Source organism: Roseateles sp. T103 (genome assembly GCF_057219915.1).
In genome coordinates this window covers 907,644-926,652 of the sequence record NZ_JBXVVS010000001.1, presented here as the reverse complement: position 1 = coordinate 926,652, position 19,009 = coordinate 907,644, and the positions used below count along the sequence as shown (strand labels likewise).

The window sequence follows — 19,009 nt, the reverse complement described above, 5'->3', positions numbered from 1 at the left end:
CTCGTAGGCGGCATGCCTAGCGCGGCGCGCATCGCCTAGATCGCAAGTCAGGGAGGACTGCAGCATGGCCAGCAGCGGAAACATGGAGCGCATCCTGCGGCTGATGGCCGAGAAGGGGGCGTCGGATTGCTATCTGTCGGCGAGCATGCCGGTGTTGTTCCGCATCAACGGACAGATGGTGCAATTGTCCGACCAGGTGCTGTCACCGCAGCAGCCCAAGCTGCTGATCTCGGAAGTGCTGGACGAGATCCAGATGGCCGAGCTGGAGGCCACCGGCGAGCTGAACATGGCCGTGTCGGTCAACGGCGTCGGTAGCTTCCGCCTCTCGGGCTTCAAGCAGCGCGGCACCATCGCTGGCGTGTTCCGGCACATCCCGCACACCATCCCCTCGCTGGAAAGCCTGCGCCTGCCCCCCATCCTGGGCAAGCTGGTGCAGGAAAAGCGCGGCCTGATCCTGATGGTCGGCGCCACCGGCACCGGCAAGAGCACCACGCTGGCCTCGATGCTGGAACAGCGCAACCAGACCATGGCCGGCCACATCCTGACCATCGAGGATCCGCTGGAGTACCTGTTCCGCAACAAGCGCTCGGTGGTCAATCAGCGCGAGGTGGGCCGCGATACCGCCTCGCTGCAGATCGCGCTGAAGAACGCGCTGCGGCAGGCGCCCGACTGCATCCTGATCGGCGAGATCCGCGATCGCGAGACCATGACCGCAGCGCTGTCCTACTCGCTGTCGGGCCATCTGGTGCTGGCCACGCTGCACGGCAACAACAGCTACCACGCCTTGAACCGCATCATGTCCTTCTACACGCCGGAATCGCGCCCGGCGATGTTGAACGACCTCGGCGCCGGTCTGAAGGCGGTGATCTCGCAGCGGCTGGTGCGCGCTACTGCTGGCGGCCGCGTGCCGGCGATCGAGATCCTGCTCAACACCAAGCTGATTGCCGAGCTGATCGAGCAAGGCGACTTCGGCGGCGTGAAGGAGGCGATGGAGAAGTCCATTGCCGAAGGCTCGCAGACCTTCGAGGAACACTTCGCCAAGCTGATCAAGGACGGCACGATCACTCGCGAGGAAGGCCTGGCCTTCGCCGACTCGCCGACCAATCTGCTCTGGCGCCTGCAGAACGAGACCCCGGCTACCAACGGCAAGCAGAACGCCACCAAGGAGGAGCCTGCCAGCGATCTGGCCAGCTTCACCGAGATCACCCTGGACGTACGCCCTGAATGAGTCCCACGCTTGAGTTGCTGGAAGCGCTGATCGCGCGTCCCTCGGTCACCCCCGACGACGCGGGCTGCCAGCAGCTGATCGCCGAACGCCTGACGCGCTGTGGCTTCGAGATCGAACGCATGGACAGCGGCCCCGAAGGCGCGCGCGTCGCCAATCTTTGGGCCATCCGCAAGGGCCGCGGCGGCGACGCGGCGCCGGTGCTGATGTTTGCCGGCCATACCGATGTGGTGCCGCCCGGCAGCCTGACTGCCTGGGGCAGCGACCCCTTCGTGCCCAGTTATCGCGGCGGCCGCATCTATGGTCGAGGTGCCGCCGATATGAAGGGCTCGCTCGCAGCGATGGTCGTCGCCGCCGAAGAGTTCGCTGCAGCGCATCCCGGCCATCACGGCAGCGTCGCGCTGCTGCTCACCAGTGACGAGGAAGGCCCGGCGGTGCATGGCACCGTGGTCTGCTGCGAAAAGCTGAAGGCACGCGGCCAACGCCTGGACTACTGCATCGTCGGCGAGCCGACCTCGGTCGAGACGCTGGGCGACATGGTCAAGAACGGTCGTCGCGGCACGCTGTCGGGCAAGCTCACCGTCAAGGGCATCCAGGGCCATGTCGCCTACCCGCATTTGGCGCGCAACCCGGTGCATCAGGTCGCACCGGCACTGGCCGAACTGGCGGTGACCGAGTGGGACGCCGGCAACGCCTACTTCCCGGCCACGACCTTCCAGATCTCCAACATCCACGCCGGCACCGGCGCGACCAATGTCATCCCCGGCGAGGTCGTGATCGACTTCAATTTCCGTTTCTCGACCGAGTCCACACCCGAGGGCCTGAAGACACGCGTGCACGCGCTGCTCGACCGTCTCGGCCTCGAGTACCGGCTGGACTGGGTACTCGGCGGCGAGCCCTTCCTGACACCGATCGGCACGCTGTCCGAGGCGGTCAGCGCAGCCATCGAGGCAGAATGCGGTCGCCGTCCCGAGCTCTCCACCACCGGCGGCACCTCCGACGGCCGTTTCATCGCCAAGATCTGCGCGCAGGTGCTGGAGTTCGGCCCGATCAACGCGACCATCCACAAGGTCGACGAGAACGTGCCGGCCGACTGCCTCGACCCGCTGAAGAACGTCTATCTGCGCACGCTGCGCACGCTGCTGCTCGAATCTCCCGCCCCGTGAACCTGATCACCTGCATCGAACAACAAGCCGCCCGCCTGAACGAGGCGGGCGTTTCTTTTGGGCATGGCACCAGCAATGCCTTCGACGAGGCTGCCTGGCTGGCGATGTGGCAGCTGGACCTGCCGCTGGACAGCCTGGATGAGCATGCCGAGCAGGACCTGAGCCCTGAGCAGCAGGCGGACATCGAGGCACTGGTGGCCGAGCGCATCGCCACGCGCAAGCCGGCCGCCTACCTGACGCAGGAGGCCTGGCTGCAGGGCGTGCCTTTCTATGTGGACGAGCGCGCGATCGTGCCGCGCTCCTTCATCGCCGAGCTGATCGCCGACGAGAGCATCGACCCCTGGCTGTCGGACCAGACACGACGCGTGCTGGACCTGTGCACCGGCAACGGCAGCCTGGCGGTGCTGGCAGCGATGGCCTGGCCGGAGGTGCAGGTGGATGCGATCGACATCAGTGCCGACGCGCTCGAGGTGGCGCGCATCAATGTCGACCAGCACGGCCTGGCAGAGCGCATCCGCCTGCTGCTGGGCGATGGGCTGGCGCCTGCGCAGGGGCTCTACGACCTGATCCTGTGCAATCCGCCCTATGTGAACAGCGAGTCGATGGCCTCGCTTCCCCAAGAGTATCTGGCCGAACCGCGGCTGGCGCTGGCCGGCGGCGCCGATGGCATGGACTTCGTGCGCAGGCTGTTGGCCGATGCGCCCGCACACATGAGCGAACACGCGGTGCTGGTGCTGGAGATCGGCAACGAGCGCGCCTACTTCGAGGCAGCGTTCCCGCAACTGGAAGTCGTCTGGCTGGAGACTTCAGCGGGCGATGACCAGGTGCTGCTGGTCACTCGCGAAGCGCTGCTGCAGGCGGCTCACGGCGCGGCGTCCGCATCATGATCACGCTGAAGAACGTCACGCTGCGTCGCGGCGTGAAGATCGTGCTCGACGACGCCAGCGTCACGCTGCAGCCCGGAGAGAAGATCGGCCTGGTGGGCCGAAACGGCGCGGGCAAGTCCAGCCTGTTTGCACTGCTCACCGACCGACTGCATGCCGACCGCGGCGATGTGGAGATCCCGCGCCAGTGGCGGCTGGCCGAAGTCGCACAGCACATGCCTGAGACCGATGCGCCGGCCACCGAGTTCGTGCTGGAAGGCGATACGCGGCTGATGGCCGCACGCGCCGCGCTGGCCGCCGCGGAAGCCAACGGCGACGGCCATGCGATCGCCGAAGCGCATGTGCTGCTGACCGATGCCAACGCCTTCGATGCGCGTGCCCGCGCGCAGGCGCTGCTGATGGGCCTGGGCTTCAAGGCCGACCAGGTCGATGCGCCAGTGAACAGCTTCTCGGGTGGCTGGCGCATGCGCCTGCAGCTGGCGCGCGCGCTGATGTGCCCGGCCGACCTGATGCTGCTGGACGAGCCGACCAACCACCTGGACCTGGATGCGCTGGTCTGGCTGGAAGCCTGGCTGCAGCGCTTCGACGGCACGCTGATCGTGATCAGCCACGACCGCGAGTTCCTCGACGCGATCACCAAGGTGACGCTGCATCTGGACGAGGCCAAGCTGGCCCGCTACGGCGGCAACTACACCGCGTTCGAGGCGATGCGCGCTGAGCGCATGGCGCTGCAGCAGGCGGCCTACGAGAAGCAGCAGGACCGCATCGCGCATCTGCAGAAGTTCATCGACCGCTTCAAGGCCAAGGCCACCAAGGCCAAGCAGGCGCAGAGCCGCGTCAAGGCGCTGGAGCGCATGGAGAAGCTCGCGCCGGTGCTCACCGCCAGCGACTTCGCCTTCGAGTTCCGCGAACCGGTGTCGCTGCCCAACCCGATGCTGGCGCTCAAGGACGTCAGCTGCGGCTATGGCGACAAGACCATCGTCCACGGCATTAATCGCAGCGTGCTGGCCGGCCAGCGCATCGGCATCCTCGGTGCCAACGGCCAGGGCAAGTCCACGCTGGTGAAGACCATCGCGCGCATGCAGCCGCCGCTGGCCGGGCAGATCACCGAGGGCAAGGGCCTCTCCATCGGCTACTTCGCCCAGCAGGAGATGGACCTGCTGCGTCCCGACGAAGGGCCGCTGGCGCATATGGTGCGACTGGCGAAGGAGGTCAGTCCGCAGGCGCGCGAGCAGGAGCTGCGCGATTTCCTCGGCCAGTTCCGCTTCACCGGCGACATGGTGATGCAGAGCGTCGGCAGTCTCTCGGGCGGCGAGAAGGCGCGCCTGGTGCTGGCGATGATCGTCTGGCAGCGCCCCAACCTGCTGCTGCTCGACGAACCGACCAACCACCTGGACCTGCAGACGCGCGAGGCGCTATCGATGGCGCTCAACGAGTTCGAAGGCACGGTGATGCTGGTCAGCCATGACCGCGCGTTGCTGCGCGAGGTCTGCGACGAGTTCTGGCTCGTGGCCAAGGGCGCGGTCGGGCCCTTCGACGGCGATCTGGACGACTACCAGCGCTGGCTGCTCGAGACGGCCAAGGAGGCGGCGCGCGAACTCAAGGCGGCGGCAGCCACGACTGCCGCGACGCCCTCAGCCGCTACCGCCGCGCCCAGCGCCGGCAGCAGCGGCCAGTCCCGGGAGGAGCGCAAAGCAGCGGGGCAGGCCCGTCAGCGCCTGGCTGAGCAGACCCGCCCCTTGCGCAAGGAAATGGAAGCTCTGGACGGCAAGCTGCACAGCCTGGCCGCCGAGCGCCAGACTCTGGAGGACGAACTGTCCAGCGGCAGCTGCTCGGCGGGCCGCATCGCCGAAGTCGGACGCCGACTGAAGGCGATAGGCGACGACATTGAGGCCGCGGAGATGCGCTGGCTCGAACTGGGCGAACAGATCGAGGCCCTTCAGGCGACGAACTGATCGCGGCGGTTATGGGTTGCGGCCCAGCAGTTCCAGCAACAGCGCGATGCGCGCCTTCACCGGCCCGAGCGCACCCGCGCTGCGGAACGGCCGCCCATGCTGGGCAGGCAGGATGACGGGCCCGGCATCGCAGCGGGTGCTCAGCCAGACTTCAACGCCCTGAGCCTGCGCGCGCAGCAATGCGGACTCCAGCGCGTTGGACAGCGTGCCGTTGCCTGTTCCGGCGACAACGATGCCATCGACGCCGCTGGCCAGCAGTGCATCAACGACGGCTCCATCGGCGCCCACGTGATTCAGCACGATCTGCACCCGCGGCCAGGATTGAGCCGGGCGCAAAACCGTGCCAAGTCCCACGCCTGCCTCTGCATCTGGCCATGGGCAAAGCGCGCGGACAACCCCCTCCTCGATCACTGCCATCGGCCCGCCTTCGGCCGAAGCAAAGGCGTTGACACGATAGCTATGCACCTTGCGGACCGCGTCGGCCGCATGTACCGCACCCGCAAACGCGCACAGCACGCCGGTCGCGCCGGGCTGTGATGCGACACGAACCGCGTCGAGCAGGTTCTGCGGGCCGTCTGCCAGCAGGGCTGTCGCCGGGCGCATGGCCGCGGTGAGCACGACCGGCTTCCGAGGAGCGAGCACACGCTGAAGGAAGTAGGCCGTCTCCTCCAGCGTATCGGTGCCATGGGTCACGACGATGCCTTGGACCTCGGGCCGATCCAGATGCCGCTGCACAGCCTGGGCAACCCGTTGCCAGGTTGCGAAGTCCATGTCCTTGCTGTCGATCTGCGCCACCTGCTCGCATTCGAGCGAAAAGCTGGCCAGCTGCGGCACAGCGCGCACCAAATGTCCGACGCCGAGCTGCGCGGCGCTGTAGCCGATGTTGTCCGCCGCATCGGCTGCAGTGCCGGCGATGGTGCCTCCGGTGCCAAGGATCACGAGCATGCAGCCCCCTTCGGTAAAGTCTGCTGTACATTCATACAGATACTGGATATATACTCAGCCAGGCATCCATCTCATCGGGTGCAGCGAGAGAGGACAACGTGGACGACATCGCCAAAGATCAAGCCAACGGAAACGAGATGCGCCTGACCGCGCGGCAGCAGCAGATCCTTGATCTGGTGCGTGAAGCCATTGAGCGCACGGGTGCGCCGCCGACACGCGCAGAGATTGCCGCTGAACTCGGTTTCCGTTCCGCGAATGCTGCCGAAGAACATCTGCAGGCACTGGCCCGCAAGGGTGCGATCGAACTCGTCGGCGGCACATCGCGCGGCATACGTTTGAAGTCGGACACGTTGAAGCAGGTTCACCAGGCCCGCATGGCTCGCGAAGCGGCCAATCAGCAGTTCGAACTGCCGCTGGCCGGCCTCGCGCAGCTGACGCTGCCACTGGTTGGTCGCGTCGCAGCCGGTCAACCGATTCTCGCCCAGGAACATGTGGAGCAGACCTATACGCTTGAGGCCGGCATGTTCGAGCGCAAGCCCGATTTCCTGTTGAAGGTACGCGGCATGAGCATGAAGGACATCGGCATCATGGACGGGGATCTGCTGGCCGTGAAGCAGGCGCGGGACGCAAAGAACGGGCAGATCGTCGTTGCACGCATCGGCGAGGAAGTCACGGTCAAACGCTATCGGCGCAACCGCGAGCAGATCACCCTGCTGCCCGAGAACGAAGATTTCGAGCCCATCGTGGTCGGACCCGAGGACGAGTTCTGCATCGAAGGTCTTGCGGTGGGATTGATCCGACCGCAGTTCAACGCTTGAGTCGAATAAGGACCTGCTCATCATGATGAAGGCCCGCCATTTTGAAGACTGCTTCACGCTGGAGCAGATTCCGAACGTCGGTCCGGCGGTCGCCGCCGATCTTCGTGCGCTGGGCGTGCAACGCCCAAAGGATCTGCGGCGACACGACCCCTACGCGCTTTACCAGCGCTTGTGTCGCCAGACTGGCACGCGACACGACCCTTGCATGCTCGATACCTTGATGGCAGCTGTGGACTTCATGGCCGGCGGTCCGCCACGTCCCTGGTGGCACTTCACCGAGCAGCGCCGCCAGCGCTATGGCGCTGTTTGATCGGCGAGCCGGCAGTTCGCCGGTCTCATTGGAATGAGTAGGCAACAGAAAAAAACCCCAGAGCTTGCGCACTGGGGTTTTCATTTTTTGGCGGAGTGGACGGGGCTCGAACCCGCGACCCCCGGCGTGACAGGCCGGTATTCTAACCAACTGAACTACCACTCCAATACCGTAAAGGGTATTGAATAAGTTTCGCAATCCGCTGAGATACTCTCTCAGCCAACTGCCAAGCCTTATTAAACTTGGCGTCCCCTAGGGGATTCGAACCCCTGTAGTCACCGTGAAAGGGTGGTGTCCTAGGCCTCTAGACGAAGGGGACTAATCCTTCTTTTCGCGAACTCATCCGACTGCGCGCCCCGCCAGCCCGAAGGCTATTGGTGGAGGTAAGCGGGATCGAACCGCTGACCTCTTGCATGCCATGCAAGCGCTCTCCCAGCTGAGCTATACCCCCGCGAAGTCTTTTCTGACTTCCCGAGCGACTCGCGCCGTCGAGTTGATTCCGACTCAAAAATACAAACGGCCAAATGAATGGCCGTTTGCTATGCAAACCTTGGCGGAGTGGACGGGGCTCGAACCCGCGACCCCCGGCGTGACAGGCCGGTATTCTAACCAACTGAACTACCACTCCGCGTGGGATAAGTTTCGCAACCCATCGAGAATATATCCCGACAAATTGCCAAGCCTCATCAAACTTGGCGTCCCCTAGGGGATTCGAACCCCTGTAGTCACCGTGAAAGGGTGGTGTCCTAGGCCTCTAGACGAAGGGGACTAATCCTTCTTCATGACTTGAACTGCGCGCCACCTCAGCCCTAGGGCTCTTGGTGGAGGTAAGCGGGATCGAACCGCTGACCTCTTGCATGCCATGCAAGCGCTCTCCCAGCTGAGCTATACCCCCTTTGAAACCTTAGCTGCAGTTTGTGCAGTTCAGTTTCTTCGGTGTCGCGCTGTTCAAGCGAGACCGAAAGTATAAAGGTTTTTTCATGCACTGCGCAAGCGTTCGATCACAACTTCTTTGCTAAACAGCTCAAGCACCGCATCCAACGAAGGCGTCTGGGCACGACCGCAGACAGCGACGCGCACGGGCATGGCCAGCTGAGGCATCTTCAGCCCGTGTTTGCCGAGCGCTTCCTTCAGCGCCGCCTGAATCGAGACCTTGTTCCAGTCGATGCTGAGCAGCATGTCAGCGAGCTCTCGCAAGACCGGCTTCACCGCATCGGTCAAGTGCGTCGTGACGTCCTCCTGGGTGGGCTGAACCGGTGAGAAGTACATCGCCAGCCAGTCCGCCAGTTCCACCGTCGTTCCGCAGCGATCCTTGAACAGCGCGCACATCGTCTCCATCGCAGCGTTCGCTTCAGCCACAATGCCACGTCGGTGCAACTGTTCTGAGACAAGGCGTGCCAGGCGGCCGTTATCAGCAGTCTTGATGTACTGGCCGTTCACCCACACCAGTTTGGCCGGGTCCCACTGTGCTGGACTTCTGGACAAGTGGCTGCCGTCGAACCACTGAACCAGTTGCTGGCGACTGAACAGTTCTTCGTCTCCATGGCTCCAGCCCAGGCGCGAAAGGTAGTTCAGCATCGCCTCGGGCAGATAGCCGCCTTCCTCGTAGGCCGTCACGCTCACGGCGCCGCGTCGCTTGGAGAGTTTCTGCCCATCATCGCCGAGGATCACCGGCACATGCCCGAACTTCGGCAACGGCGCGCCCAGTGCACGAAAGATGTTGATCTGCCAAGGCGTGTTGTTCACATGCTCGTCGCCGCGGAAGACATGGGTGATGTTCATATCCCAGTCATCCACGACCACCGCAAAGTTGTAGGTCGGCACGCCATCCGGCCGCAGGATGATCAGATCGTCGATCTCGCGATTGTTGATGGTGATCGGACCCTTGACCAGGTCATCCCAGGTGACATCACCCTCCAGTGGGTTCTTGAAGCGTACGACCGGCTTCACCCCCGCAGGAATCGCAGGCAGCGTTTTGCCGGGCTCTGGGCGCCAGCGCCCGTCGTAGCGAGTCTTCTCGCCGCGGGCACGCTGCGCTTCGCGCATCGCATCCAATTCGTCGGGCGTGCAGTAACAACGGTAGGCCTTGCCTTCTGCGATCAGTTGATCGACCACTGCGTGATAGCGATCGAGCCGCTTCATCTGGTAGAACGGGCCCTCGTCATAGTCGAGACCCAACCAACTCATCGCCGCCAGGATTTGTTCCACCGAATCCTGCGTCGATCGCGCGACATCGGTGTCCTCGATACGCAGCACGAACTTGCCGCCGTAGTGGCGGGCGAAGGCCCAGGAGTACAGCGCAGTGCGCGCAGTGCCCAGATGCAGAAAGCCGGTTGGTGACGGCGCAATACGCGTACGGACCGGTAGATTCATCGCTTCGATTTGACTAGTCATCAGTTCTTCAAAGTGGAAAGCCCACGCAGCAGATCGTCGGTGATGTCGTCCACATGCTCGAGACCCACCGCCAGCCGGATCAGCCCCTGGCCGATGCCTGCCGCCGCCCGCTGAGCTTCGGTCAGGCGCCCGTGCGAGGTTGTCGCCGGGTGGGTGATGATGGACTTGGTATCGCCCAGATTGGTCGCAATGCTCAACAGCCGCGTGCTGTCAATGACGTGAAAGGCTGCAGCGCGCGACGCCTCGGGCGTACTTGAGCGCAGCACGAAGGACACGACCGCCCCGCCCTGCTCGCCTTGCTGGCGCATCGCCAGTTCGTGCTGCGGATGAGAAGGCAGGCCAGGATAGAACACCCGCTCGACCTGCGGCTGCTGCTCCAGCCAGCGCGCCACGGCCAAAGCGTTGGCGCTATGCGCCTTCATGCGCAGCCCCAGCGTCTCAAGTCCCTTGAGCACGACCCAGGCATTGAACGGCGACAGGGTCATGCCGGCGGTACGGATCACCGGGCCGAACACGTCCTTGATCAATCTCTCCGAGCCGCACAGCGAGCCGGCCATGACACGCCCCTGCCCATCCAGATACTTTGTGCCCGAATGCATCACCAGGTCGGCACCCAGCGACGCCGGTTGCTGCAACGCCGGGGAACAGAAGCTGTTGTCCACCACCAGCAGCGCGCCGACCTCGTGGGCCAGGTCCGCCAGGGCACGGATATCGCACACCTCGGTGAGCGGATTGGTCGGTGTCTCGGCGAAGAGCAGCTTGGTCGTCGGCTTGATCGCCGCGCGCCAGTCGGCCAAATCGGTCTGCGATACGAAGCTGGTCTCGACACCGAACTTGCCGAACTCCTTGGCAAACAAATTGATCGTCGAGCCGAACACCGATCGCGAGCAGATCACATGGTCGCCCGCCTTCAGCAGACCCATGATCAGCAGCAGGATCGCGCTCATGCCGGTCGAGGTAGCCACCGCCGCCTCGGTACCTTCCAGCGCAGCCAGCCGCGACTCGAAGCTGCGCACCGTCGGGTTGCTGGTGCGCGAATAGGTGAAGTCCTCCGAGGCGGCAAAGCGCCGTGCCGAAGTCTCGGCGTCGGGCTGCACATAGCCGCTGGTGAGGAACAGCGCCTCGGAGTTCTCGCCATGCTGGCTAGGCGCCAGCGCGGTGCGCACCGCCAACGTCTCGGGCCGCAGCCCTTCAGGCAGCCTGGCGCGAGCGATGCGGCGTTCCTCGTCGTTCATGCTCACTGACCCTCGCCACCGCTTTGCAGCGCCAGCCGCGTGCGTGCCGGACCATCCTCTTCATCGCCCTGGGACAGGCGCTGCTCCTGCATCGTGGCGAAATCCTCGTCGCTGACGTCGCCGGTGACGTAGTGCCCATCGAAGCACGACGCCTCGAAGCCCCCCAGGCCAGGCCTGAGCGCTGCGACGACGCGCTTCATCGCATCCACATCCTGATAGATCAGCGCGTCGGCGCCGATGTACTGGCGGATCTCCTCGATGCTGCGGTTGTGCGCGATCAGCTCTTCCTTGGTCGGCATGTCGATGCCGTAGACATTCGGGAAGCGGACCGGCGGCGCGGCCGAGGCCATATAGACCTTGTTCGCGCCGGCCTCACGGGCCATCTGCACGATCTCCTTGGAGGTGGTGCCGCGCACGATGGAGTCGTCCACCAGCAGCACATTGCGCCCCTTGAATTCGACGCCGATCGCGTTGAGCTTCTGGCGCACCGACTTCTTGCGCACGCCCTGCCCCGGCATGATGAAGGTGCGGCCGACGTAGCGGTTCTTCACGAAACCTTCGCGATAGGGCTTGCCGATCTTGTGCGCAAGCTGCATCGCCGACGGGCGGCTCGATTCCGGGATCGGAATCACCACATCGATATCGCTGGGCGGCATCGTCGAGATGACGCGCTGTGCCAGCGTCTCGCCCATGTTCAGGCGCGCCTGATAGACCGAGATGCCGTCCAGCACCGAATCAGGCCGGGCCAGATAGACGAACTCGAACATGCAGGGGTTGAGCACCGACTTTTCCGCACACTGCTCGGTGTGCACGCGGCCCTGGGTGTCGATGAAAAGTGCCTCGCCCGGCGCGACGTCACGCTCCAGGCGATGCCCCGTGCCCTCGAGCGCCACGCTCTCGCTGGCGACCATGAACTCGCCGTCTGCCGAGCGGCCAAAACACAGCGGTCGGATGCCATAGGGATCGCGGAAGGCCAGCAAGCCATGGCCGGCGATCAGCGCGATCACCGCATACGAGCCCTTGATGCGCTTGTGCACCGCCCGTACAGCCCTGAACACCGACTCGGGCGTCAGCGGCAGATCGCGCGCCACCTGCTCCAGCTCATGCGCCAGCACATTGAGCAGTACCTCGGTGTCGCTCTCGGTGTTGATGTGGCGGCGATCAATGTCGAAGAGCTGCTTCTTGAGCGAATGCGCATTCGTCAGATTGCCGTTGTGCACCAGCACGATGCCGAAAGGCGCGTTGACGTAGAAGGGCTGAGCCTCTTCCTCGCTGTAGGCGTTGCCGGCCGTCGGGTAGCGCACCTGGCCCAGGCCGATATTGCCTGGCAGCGCGCGCATATTGCGCGTGCGAAACACATCGCGCACCATGCCGCGCGCCTTGTGCATGAAGCACTTGTTGCCCTGCATCGTGACGATGCCCGCTGCATCCTGGCCGCGGTGCTGCAGCAGCAGCAAGGCGTCATAGATCAGCTGATTGACGGGCGTCTGGGAAATCACGCCAACAATGCCGCACATGGGTCGTTCCTCGTAGTCCTGCTAAGACGTCTCAAGACGCTGTTTTCTCAAACTTGCCGCGCGACCGTCCGTCGATCAGACCGTCACGATGAATTTCACCACGTCCTCGGGCAGCACCGGGCTCAAGCCCTGCAGCGCGACGCGCAGCCAGGGCGCGATCACCGAAGCCTGCCAGGACTCGCTGCGCGACAGCGGCGACATGCCGGCCAGCACCACCATCAGCAAGACGATCAAAACACCGCGCAGCACGCCGAAGCCGCCGCCAAGCAATCGGTCCAGCAGGCTCAGCGGTGTGGCCCGCACCAGCATTTGCACCAGCCGCGCGGCCAAGCCCCAGACGACGAGTATCAGCACAAAGGCCAGCACCAAGCTCAGGCCATGCAACAGAGTGGCATCGAAGCGATCCTGCGGCAGCCAGCCGGCCACCAGCGGTGCCAGCGGCGCGCTGCCGAAATAGGCCACCACCCAGCCCGCCAGCGCCATCAGTTCGTAGACCAGGCCACGCCACAGACCCAGCAGCACCGAGATCCCTAGCAGGGACAGCAGCACCAAGTCGACCCAGCCCATCGCGGATGCCCTGGGTGCTCAAAGACTGAGCACGGCGGTGGACAAGCCGCTATCGCGCACCTTGCCAGCCACCCTGTCGGCTTCCTCGCGGCTGGCGTAGGGGCCGACACGCACTCGGATGCGTTTGCCATCTTTGGTCTCGACCGCCTGCACATAGGTCTTCAGCCCCATGCGCTCCAGCTTCATGCGCGCGTCCTGAGCTGACTTGCTGTCGGCATAGGCACCGACCTGCACAACGAAACGACCACTGCCCGGCGCCGCGGCGGCGGCCGCTGGCTTTCCTCCGTCAAGCAGAGCCCGCACGCGCGCAGCCTCGGCCGCGCTCGCACTCGGCTTGGCGGACTTGACTTCCGGTCTGTCGCCGGGCTTTTCTGCAGTCTTTTCGACGGCCGGCCTTTCGTGGGCCTTGGCCAAGACAGGCTTCTCGATCACGGCCGACTCGGCAGGTTTGTCGCTGCGCGCCGGGGCAGGAGCGACTTCGCGGGGAGCCTCGGCGCGTGGCTCGCTGGCCTGGGTGACAGCCGGCGCGAGGGACGGCGCCACGGCGGCCACACTGGCGGCTGGGCTGGGTGCCGGCTGCGGAATCGCCAGCGGCGGTGCACCATCCTTCTTGGGAATCTCGATCGGTAGGTCTACCGGGATCGGACGCGGCTGGGTTTCGAAGACCAGCGGGAAGCCGATCACGCCGAGGCCGACCAGCACCGCAGCGCCGATCAGGCGGCGCCTGGCACGCACGCGCAGTTGCTGCACCGATAGCTCGGTGGACGCCTGGTTGCCGCTCGTTGCGGCCGGGTTGGCCTTGCGTTGAAAAAAGGACAGCAGACCCATGGCTGGAGAGTGCGAAGCTGGGATGGCGGGCGAGGAGGAAGCAGGCCTGCAGACAACCGTCAGGACCCGCCTTCAGCCCTGTGGCGGCCGCGCAGTGCCGGCGTGGGCCGACGCCAGTCGAGGCACGCCGTTCTTCAGCACACCGCCCACGGTGTAGAAGGAGCCGAACGCGACGATTCTATCAGCCGGGTCTGCCTCGGCGGCCGCCGCAGCAAGGGCCTCGAGCGGGTTCGCATGGCAGGCCAGGCTGACCTCGGCGGGCGGCTTGATGGAGCCGCTGTCCCACAGCGCGGTGAAGCGCTCGGCGAGGGCCTGCGCCTTGGCCGCCCGGGCGATCTCCAGGTCGCAGAAATGCCAGCGATCCACCAGCGGCGCGATTCGCTGCAGGATCTGCTCCAGGTCCTTGTCGGCCATGGCGCCGAACACCGCATGGGTACGCGGATAGAAGCCCATCTGGTCGAGGTTCTGCGCCAGCGCCGCCACCGCATGCGGGTTGTGCGCCACGTCCAGCACCAACACCGGCTGGCCTGGCACGACCTGAAAGCGCCCGGGCAACTCGACCAGCGCCAGGCCGGTGCGCACCGCCTGCGCACTGATCGGCAGGCGCTCGTGCAGTGCCTCGAACACAGCCAGCACGCCGGCTGCGTTGAGCAACTGGTTCACACCGCGCAGCGCTGGATAGGCCAGGCCGCTGAAGCGCTTGGCGCGCCCCACCCACTGCCATTGCTGGCGATCGCCGCCATAGCTGAAGTCGCGCCCCAGCTGGCGCAGGTCGGCGCCGATTGCCGCGGCATGGGCCGCGACCGAGGCCGGTGCCATTGGATCGCTGCAGACCGCGGGCCGGCCAGGCCGCATGATGTGCGCCTTCTCGCGGCCAATGCTCTCGCGGTCCGGACCGAGGTATTCGACATGGTCCAGGTCGATGCTGGTGATCACGCTGCAGTCGGCGTCGATGCAGTTCACCGCATCCAGCCGTCCACCCAGACCTACCTCAAGGATCACCAGGTCCAGCGGCTCGGCCGCCAGGCGGTGCAGGATGGCCAGTGTGGTGAACTCGAAATAGGTCAGCGCCACCTCGCCGCGCGCGGCCTCGACGGCTTCGAAGCTGGCCAGCAGAGAGCCCGCATCGACCGGCGCACCGGCGATACGGCAGCGCTCCTGGAAGTGCACCAGATGCGGCTTGATGTAGAGGCCGACGCGGTAGCCGGCCTGCAGCGCGATGGACTCCAGCATCGCGCAGGTCGAACCCTTGCCGTTGGTGCCGGCCACCATCACCACCGGCGCCTCGAAGCGCAGGCCCAGCGCATCGCGCACGCGGTTCACGCGCTCCAGCCCCATGCTGATTTCCTTGGGGTGGAGCTTCTCGCAATGAGCGAGCCAGTCGTCGAGGCGCTGCTGATCGGTGATGTCGCTGGTCATGGCAGTTCAGAAAGCAGCACGGCCAGACCTTGCGGGCCTGGCCGTGACAGAGAGGCAAGTCAGGCTCAGGCCACGGCGTCGGAGCTCTGACGCTGCAGCATGGCCAGCTGACGGGCGATGGTCTCACGCAGCTGACGACGGTCGACGATCATGTCCACCGCGCCCTTTTCCATCAGGAACTCGGCGCGCTGGAAGCCGGGAGGCAGCTTCTCGCGCACGGTGTTCTCGATCACGCGCGGGCCGGCAAAGCCGATCAGCGCCTTGGGCTCGGCGATGACGATATCGCCGACGAAGGCAAAGCTCGCCGACACGCCGCCCATGGTCGGGTCGGTCAGCACGCTGATATAGGGCAGCCTAGCCTTGGCCAGGCGGGTCAGCGCCGCATTGGTCTTGGCCATCTGCATCAGCGACAGCAGGCCTTCCTGCATGCGCGCGCCGCCGGTGGCGGTGTAGCAGATGAAGGGCGTCTTCTGCTCGATCGCGGTCTCGACGCCGCGCACGAAGCGCTCGCCAACCACCGAGCCCATCGAGCCGCCCATGAAGTCGAACTCGAAGCAGGCCACGACCACCGGCACGCTCATCACCGCACCGCCCATGACCACCAGCGCGTCGGTCTCGCCGGTGGATTCCAGCGCTTCCTTGAGCCGGTCGGGATACTTCTTGCTGTCCTTGAACTTCAGCGCGTCGACCGGGATCACCTCCTGGCCGATCTCGTAACGGCCTTCGCCGTCGAGAAAGGCATTCAGGCGAGCACGCGCGCCGATGCGGTGGTGATGGCTGCACTTGGGGCAGACATTGACGTTCTGCTCCAGATCGGTCTTGTAGAGCACCGTCTCGCAGGACGGGCACTTGATCCACAACCCTTCGGGCACCGTACGGCGCTCGGTTGGGTCGCCTTGCTGCATCTTGGGCGGCAGAAGTTTCTCGAGCCAACTCATTGCAGACTCCTTGTCGTCTCTTGTTGGCGCCGGAGCCGGTCAGCCCTGGCGCGGCAGGGCATCGAGCGCAGCGCGGATCTCGCGGATGAACTCGGCCCCCTTGGCGGCGACATTATCGCGTGCTTCCACTTCGAGCAGTTGCACCAGGCGCGAGCCGATCACCACCGCGTCCGAGACCCGCGCCACCGCCTGCGCGGTGGCCGCATCGCGAATGCCAAAGCCCACGCCCACCGGCACCGACACATGCTTGCGAATGCGCGGGATGGTGGCGGCTACCGCGTCAGTGTCCAGATGACCGGCGCCGGTCACGCCCTTGAGCGAAACGTAATAGACATAGCCGCTGGCCACCTGGCCAATGCGCGCCATACGCTCCTCGGTGGAGGTCGGCGCCAGCAGGAAGATCGGATCCAGCCCGGCGGCGCGCAGTTGGTGCGCAAAGGCCTCGCATTCCTCAGGCGGGTAGTCCACCACCAGCACCCCATCGACGCCGGCTGCCTTGGCGTCTGTGACAAAACGCCCGGCGCCGTAGTGCTCGATCGGGTTCGCATAGCCCATCAGCACGACCGGCGTCTGATCGTTCTTGGCACGGAAGGCGCGCACGAAGTCCAGCACCTGGGGTAGGCCGATGCCGTGCTTGAGCGCGCGCTCGGCGGCACGCTGGATCACGGGGCCGTCGGCCATCGGGTCCGAGAACGGCACGCCCAGCTCGATCACGTCGGCGCCGGCGTCGGCCATCGCCAGCATCAGCTCGACCGTGGTCTCCGGGTAGGGGTCGCCAGCGTGGACGAAGGGGATCAAGGCCTTGCGGCCCTCGCTCGCCAATCTGGCGAAAGCGGCTTGGATGCGGCTCATCACTTGCCCTCCTTCACCACGGCAACGGTCTGCTCGCCGCCTTTGACCGACTGGCCGCGGCAAGAGGGCCGGCAGTAGAAGTCGGCCTTGGACAGATCGGCCACGGTGCCGATGTCCTTGTCGCCACGACCGGAGAGATTGACCAGCAGATGCTGGTCAGGCCGCATCGTCGGCGCGATCTTCATCGCATGCGCGACCGCGTGGCTGGACTCCAGCGCCGGGATGATGCCCTCGGTGCGGCAGAGGCGATGGAAGGCCTCCAGCGCTTCCTGGTCGGTCACGCCGACGTATTCGGCGCGGCCGATATCCTTCAGATAGGCGTGCTCGGGGCCGACGCCGGGATAGTCCAGACCGGCAGAGATCGAGTGCGTCTCGATGATCTGGCCGTTGGCGTCCTGAAGCAGATAGGTGCGATTGCCGTGCAGCACGCCGGGCGTGCCAGCGCTCAGCGTCGCAGCATGCTTGCCGCTGGCCACACCCTCGCCTTCGGCCTCGACGCCGATCAGGCGCACGCCCTGGTGCGGGATGTAGGGATAAAAGATGCCGATGGCATTGCTGCCACCGCCGACGCAGGCGATCACCGCATCGGGCTGCTTGCCGATCATGTCGGGCATCTGCTCCAGGCACTCGTCGCCGATGACGCGCTGGAAGTCGCGCACCATCATCGGATAAGGATGCGGGCCGGCCACGGTGCCGATGATGTAGAAGGTCGACTCGACATTGGTGACCCAGTCGCGCATCGCCTCGTTGAGCGCATCCTTCAGCGTCTTGGAGCCCGATTCCACCGGCACCACGCGGGCGCCGAGCAAGTTCATGCGGTAGACGTTGGGCGACTGGCGCTTGACATCCTCGCTACCCATATAGACCACGCATTCCATGCCGTAGCGGGCGCAGATCGTCGCGGTGGCCACGCCGTGCTGGCCGGCACCGGTCTCGGCGATGACGCGCTTCTTGCCCATGCGCTTGGCCAGCAGCGCCTGGCCGATGGTGTTGTTCACCTTGTGCGCGCCGGTGTGGTTCAGGTCCTCGCGCTTCAGGTAGATCTGCGCGCCGCCGAGCTCGCGGCTCAGACGGTCGGCGTGATAGATCGGGCTGGGGCGGCCGACGAAGTGCGCGAGCTCCTTCTTGAACTCGGCGATGAACTCGGGGTCGCGGCTGTAGTGCGCGTAGGCTTCATTGAGCTCGTCGAGCGCGAACATCAGCGTCTCGGCGACGAAGCGGCCGCCATAGGGGCCGAAATGCCCGCGGGCATCGGGCTGATCGTACTGGAACATGGGAAACAACTCCTCAGCGGGATGGTTCGGAAGCGAGACGCGCATCCGCGGCGCGGACGGCCTCGCAGAACTGGCGCATCAGCGCGGCGCTCTTGAGGCCCTTGGCCTCCTCGACGCCGGAGCTGACGTCAACGGCCCAGGGCCGTACGCCGAGGATCCCTTCGGTCACATTTCCGACATGCAACCCACCAGACAAAACGACTGGAGAGTGCACGTTTCTTGGAATGAGTGACCAATCGAAGACCTTTCCGCCACCGCCATAGCCCTCGACATGGGCGTCGAGCAGCAGGCCTTGGGCGCTGGAATATTGCTGGGCGAAGTCTAGCAAATCGAAGCCCGGCGCCATGCGCGCGGCGCGCAGGTAGGGCCGCCCTGCCCGCTCGCAGTCCGCCGGCGTCTCGTCGCCGTGGAACTGCAACAGCATATTCGGCAGCGCGCGCAGCGCATCGCCAAGCAGCGCATCGTCAGCGTTGACGAACAAGCCCACCGGCGTGACAAAGGGCGGCAGCAGCCGCGCCAGCACCGCGGCGCGCGCTGGCGTCACCGCGCGCGGGCTCTTGGCGTAGAAGACGAAGCCGATCGCGTCGGCGCCGGCCTCGACCGCGGCGGCCACGTCAGCCTCGCGCGTCAGGCCGCAGATCTTGATGCGGGTGCGGCTCATAGCAGGTTGCAGGAACAGAAG

At 65.3% G+C, this 19,009-nt stretch carries 17 protein-coding genes and 6 tRNA genes; 6 read left to right on the top strand and 17 right to left on the bottom strand.

The features are described 5' to 3' along the window. Positions 1 to 64: 64 nt before the first annotated feature. Genes AC2EBS_RS04060 through AC2EBS_RS04045 form a run of 4 tightly spaced genes read left to right on the top strand, consistent with a single transcriptional unit; the run spans position 65 to position 5,230 of the window. Positions 65 to 1,228, top strand: a complete 1,164-nt coding sequence (locus AC2EBS_RS04060) for a PilT/PilU family type 4a pilus ATPase (RefSeq protein ID WP_484727084.1) — start codon at positions 65 to 67, stop codon at positions 1,226 to 1,228. Then, complete coding sequence (gene dapE, locus AC2EBS_RS04055) at positions 1,225 to 2,391, top strand: succinyl-diaminopimelate desuccinylase (protein ID WP_484727083.1); 1,167 nt, start codon at positions 1,225 to 1,227, stop codon at positions 2,389 to 2,391. The genes AC2EBS_RS04060 and dapE overlap by 4 nt, the downstream gene beginning before the upstream one ends. Continuing rightward, positions 2,388 to 3,278, top strand: a complete 891-nt coding sequence (gene prmB, locus AC2EBS_RS04050) for a 50S ribosomal protein L3 N(5)-glutamine methyltransferase (protein ID WP_484727082.1) — start codon at positions 2,388 to 2,390, stop codon at positions 3,276 to 3,278. Before dapE ends, prmB begins: the two co-directional genes overlap by 4 nt. Beyond that, positions 3,275 to 5,230 carry an ATP-binding cassette domain-containing protein gene (locus AC2EBS_RS04045; RefSeq protein ID WP_484727081.1) on the top strand — a complete coding sequence of 652 codons (1,956 nt, stop codon included), beginning with the start codon at positions 3,275 to 3,277 and terminating at the stop codon, positions 5,228 to 5,230. Before prmB ends, AC2EBS_RS04045 begins: the two co-directional genes overlap by 4 nt. Before the next feature lie 9 nt (positions 5,231 to 5,239). Here AC2EBS_RS04045 and AC2EBS_RS04040 read toward each other — a convergent pair whose 3' ends face one another. Next, on the bottom strand, positions 5,240 to 6,175 hold the full coding sequence (locus AC2EBS_RS04040; RefSeq protein WP_484727080.1) for an asparaginase: 936 nt from the start codon (positions 6,173 to 6,175) through the stop codon (positions 5,240 to 5,242). 137 nt (positions 6,176 to 6,312) lie between these two features. Here AC2EBS_RS04040 and lexA point away from each other — a divergent pair, with 137 nt between their 5' ends. Beyond that, complete coding sequence (gene lexA / locus AC2EBS_RS04035; RefSeq protein ID WP_484727558.1) at positions 6,313 to 6,993, top strand: transcriptional repressor LexA; 681 nt, start codon at positions 6,313 to 6,315, stop codon at positions 6,991 to 6,993. A gap of 22 nt (positions 6,994 to 7,015) precedes the next feature. After that, entirely contained in the window at positions 7,016 to 7,303 is a 288-nt protein-coding gene (locus AC2EBS_RS04030; RefSeq protein ID WP_484727079.1) for a helix-hairpin-helix domain-containing protein, read from the top strand. A gap of 88 nt (positions 7,304 to 7,391) precedes the next feature. Here the strand turns inward: AC2EBS_RS04030 and AC2EBS_RS04025 are convergent. From AC2EBS_RS04025 to AC2EBS_RS03950, 16 genes are all read right to left on the bottom strand, one after another. Next, positions 7,392 to 7,468, bottom strand: a tRNA-Asp gene (locus AC2EBS_RS04025). A 78-nt stretch (positions 7,469 to 7,546) separates the two neighbouring features. Then, positions 7,547 to 7,622: transfer RNA gene (locus tag AC2EBS_RS04020), tRNA-Glu, on the bottom strand. A 56-nt stretch (positions 7,623 to 7,678) separates the two neighbouring features. Then, a tRNA-Ala gene (locus tag AC2EBS_RS04015) sits at positions 7,679 to 7,754 on the bottom strand. A 100-nt stretch (positions 7,755 to 7,854) separates the two neighbouring features. Further along, a tRNA-Asp gene (locus AC2EBS_RS04010) sits at positions 7,855 to 7,931 on the bottom strand. 65 nt (positions 7,932 to 7,996) lie between these two features. Then, positions 7,997 to 8,072 (bottom strand) — tRNA-Glu (locus AC2EBS_RS04005). Between the two features lie 50 nt (positions 8,073 to 8,122). Continuing rightward, positions 8,123 to 8,198: transfer RNA gene (locus tag AC2EBS_RS04000), tRNA-Ala, on the bottom strand. An 83-nt stretch (positions 8,199 to 8,281) separates the two neighbouring features. Next, the gene (gltX, locus tag AC2EBS_RS03995; protein ID WP_484727078.1) at positions 8,282 to 9,676 is read right to left on the bottom strand and encodes a glutamate--tRNA ligase; all 1,395 of its coding nucleotides are present in this window, start codon (positions 9,674 to 9,676) and stop codon (positions 8,282 to 8,284) included. 20 nt (positions 9,677 to 9,696) lie between these two features. Beyond that, on the bottom strand, positions 9,697 to 10,932 hold the full coding sequence (locus AC2EBS_RS03990; protein ID WP_484727077.1) for an O-succinylhomoserine sulfhydrylase: 1,236 nt from the start codon (positions 10,930 to 10,932) through the stop codon (positions 9,697 to 9,699). A gap of 2 nt (positions 10,933 to 10,934) precedes the next feature. Next, positions 10,935 to 12,449, bottom strand: coding sequence for an amidophosphoribosyltransferase (gene purF / locus AC2EBS_RS03985; RefSeq protein ID WP_484727076.1), 1,515 nt, complete (start codon positions 12,447 to 12,449; stop codon positions 10,935 to 10,937). 75 nt (positions 12,450 to 12,524) lie between these two features. Beyond that, on the bottom strand, positions 12,525 to 13,016 hold the full coding sequence (locus AC2EBS_RS03980) for a CvpA family protein (protein WP_484727075.1): 492 nt from the start codon (positions 13,014 to 13,016) through the stop codon (positions 12,525 to 12,527). 18 nt (positions 13,017 to 13,034) lie between these two features. Continuing rightward, entirely contained in the window at positions 13,035 to 13,844 is an 810-nt protein-coding gene (locus AC2EBS_RS03975) for an SPOR domain-containing protein (protein ID WP_484727074.1), read from the bottom strand. A gap of 72 nt (positions 13,845 to 13,916) precedes the next feature. Then, on the bottom strand, positions 13,917 to 15,263 hold the full coding sequence (gene folC, locus AC2EBS_RS03970; RefSeq protein WP_484727073.1) for a bifunctional tetrahydrofolate synthase/dihydrofolate synthase: 1,347 nt from the start codon (positions 15,261 to 15,263) through the stop codon (positions 13,917 to 13,919). Between the two features lie 65 nt (positions 15,264 to 15,328). Next, on the bottom strand, positions 15,329 to 16,201 hold the full coding sequence (accD, locus tag AC2EBS_RS03965; RefSeq protein WP_484727072.1) for an acetyl-CoA carboxylase, carboxyltransferase subunit beta: 873 nt from the start codon (positions 16,199 to 16,201) through the stop codon (positions 15,329 to 15,331). 39 nt (positions 16,202 to 16,240) lie between these two features. Continuing rightward, on the bottom strand, positions 16,241 to 17,053 hold the full coding sequence (trpA, locus tag AC2EBS_RS03960) for a tryptophan synthase subunit alpha (RefSeq protein WP_484727071.1): 813 nt from the start codon (positions 17,051 to 17,053) through the stop codon (positions 16,241 to 16,243). Then, positions 17,053 to 18,327, bottom strand: a complete 1,275-nt coding sequence (gene trpB / locus AC2EBS_RS03955) for a tryptophan synthase subunit beta (RefSeq protein WP_484727070.1) — start codon at positions 18,325 to 18,327, stop codon at positions 17,053 to 17,055. The genes trpA and trpB overlap by 1 nt, the downstream gene beginning before the upstream one ends. 13 nt (positions 18,328 to 18,340) lie before the next feature. After that, on the bottom strand, positions 18,341 to 18,988 hold the full coding sequence (locus AC2EBS_RS03950; protein WP_484727069.1) for a phosphoribosylanthranilate isomerase: 648 nt from the start codon (positions 18,986 to 18,988) through the stop codon (positions 18,341 to 18,343). Positions 18,989 to 19,009: the final 21 nt, after the last annotated feature.

What these genes read in the sequence shown, in the direction of transcription:
- AC2EBS_RS04040 (WP_484727080.1), bottom strand. Translation starts at nt 6,175, where the DNA reads ATGCTCGTGATCCTTGGCACCGGAGGCACCATCGCCGGCACTGCAGCC.
- AC2EBS_RS03975 (WP_484727074.1), bottom strand. Translation starts at nt 13,844, where the DNA reads ATGGGTCTGCTGTCCTTTTTTCAACGCAAGGCCAACCCGGCCGCAACG.
- AC2EBS_RS03950 (WP_484727069.1), bottom strand. Translation starts at nt 18,988, where the DNA reads ATGAGCCGCACCCGCATCAAGATCTGCGGCCTGACGCGCGAGGCTGAC.
- lexA (WP_484727558.1), top strand. Translation starts at nt 6,313, where the DNA reads ATGCGCCTGACCGCGCGGCAGCAGCAGATCCTTGATCTGGTGCGTGAA.
- trpB (WP_484727070.1), bottom strand. Translation starts at nt 18,327, where the DNA reads ATGTTCCAGTACGATCAGCCCGATGCCCGCGGGCATTTCGGCCCCTAT.
- trpA (WP_484727071.1), bottom strand. Translation starts at nt 17,053, where the DNA reads ATGAGCCGCATCCAAGCCGCTTTCGCCAGATTGGCGAGCGAGGGCCGC.
- AC2EBS_RS04030 (WP_484727079.1), top strand. Translation starts at nt 7,016, where the DNA reads ATGATGAAGGCCCGCCATTTTGAAGACTGCTTCACGCTGGAGCAGATT.
- dapE (WP_484727083.1), top strand. Translation starts at nt 1,225, where the DNA reads ATGAGTCCCACGCTTGAGTTGCTGGAAGCGCTGATCGCGCGTCCCTCG.
- gltX (WP_484727078.1), bottom strand. Translation starts at nt 9,676, where the DNA reads ATGAATCTACCGGTCCGTACGCGTATTGCGCCGTCACCAACCGGCTTT.
- accD (WP_484727072.1), bottom strand. Translation starts at nt 16,201, where the DNA reads ATGAGTTGGCTCGAGAAACTTCTGCCGCCCAAGATGCAGCAAGGCGAC.
- purF (WP_484727076.1), bottom strand. Translation starts at nt 12,449, where the DNA reads ATGTGCGGCATTGTTGGCGTGATTTCCCAGACGCCCGTCAATCAGCTG.
- AC2EBS_RS04045 (WP_484727081.1), top strand. Translation starts at nt 3,275, where the DNA reads ATGATCACGCTGAAGAACGTCACGCTGCGTCGCGGCGTGAAGATCGTG.
- AC2EBS_RS04060 (WP_484727084.1), top strand. Translation starts at nt 65, where the DNA reads ATGGCCAGCAGCGGAAACATGGAGCGCATCCTGCGGCTGATGGCCGAG.
- folC (WP_484727073.1), bottom strand. Translation starts at nt 15,263, where the DNA reads ATGACCAGCGACATCACCGATCAGCAGCGCCTCGACGACTGGCTCGCT.
- AC2EBS_RS03980 (WP_484727075.1), bottom strand. Translation starts at nt 13,016, where the DNA reads ATGGGCTGGGTCGACTTGGTGCTGCTGTCCCTGCTAGGGATCTCGGTG.
- AC2EBS_RS03990 (WP_484727077.1), bottom strand. Translation starts at nt 10,932, where the DNA reads ATGAACGACGAGGAACGCCGCATCGCTCGCGCCAGGCTGCCTGAAGGG.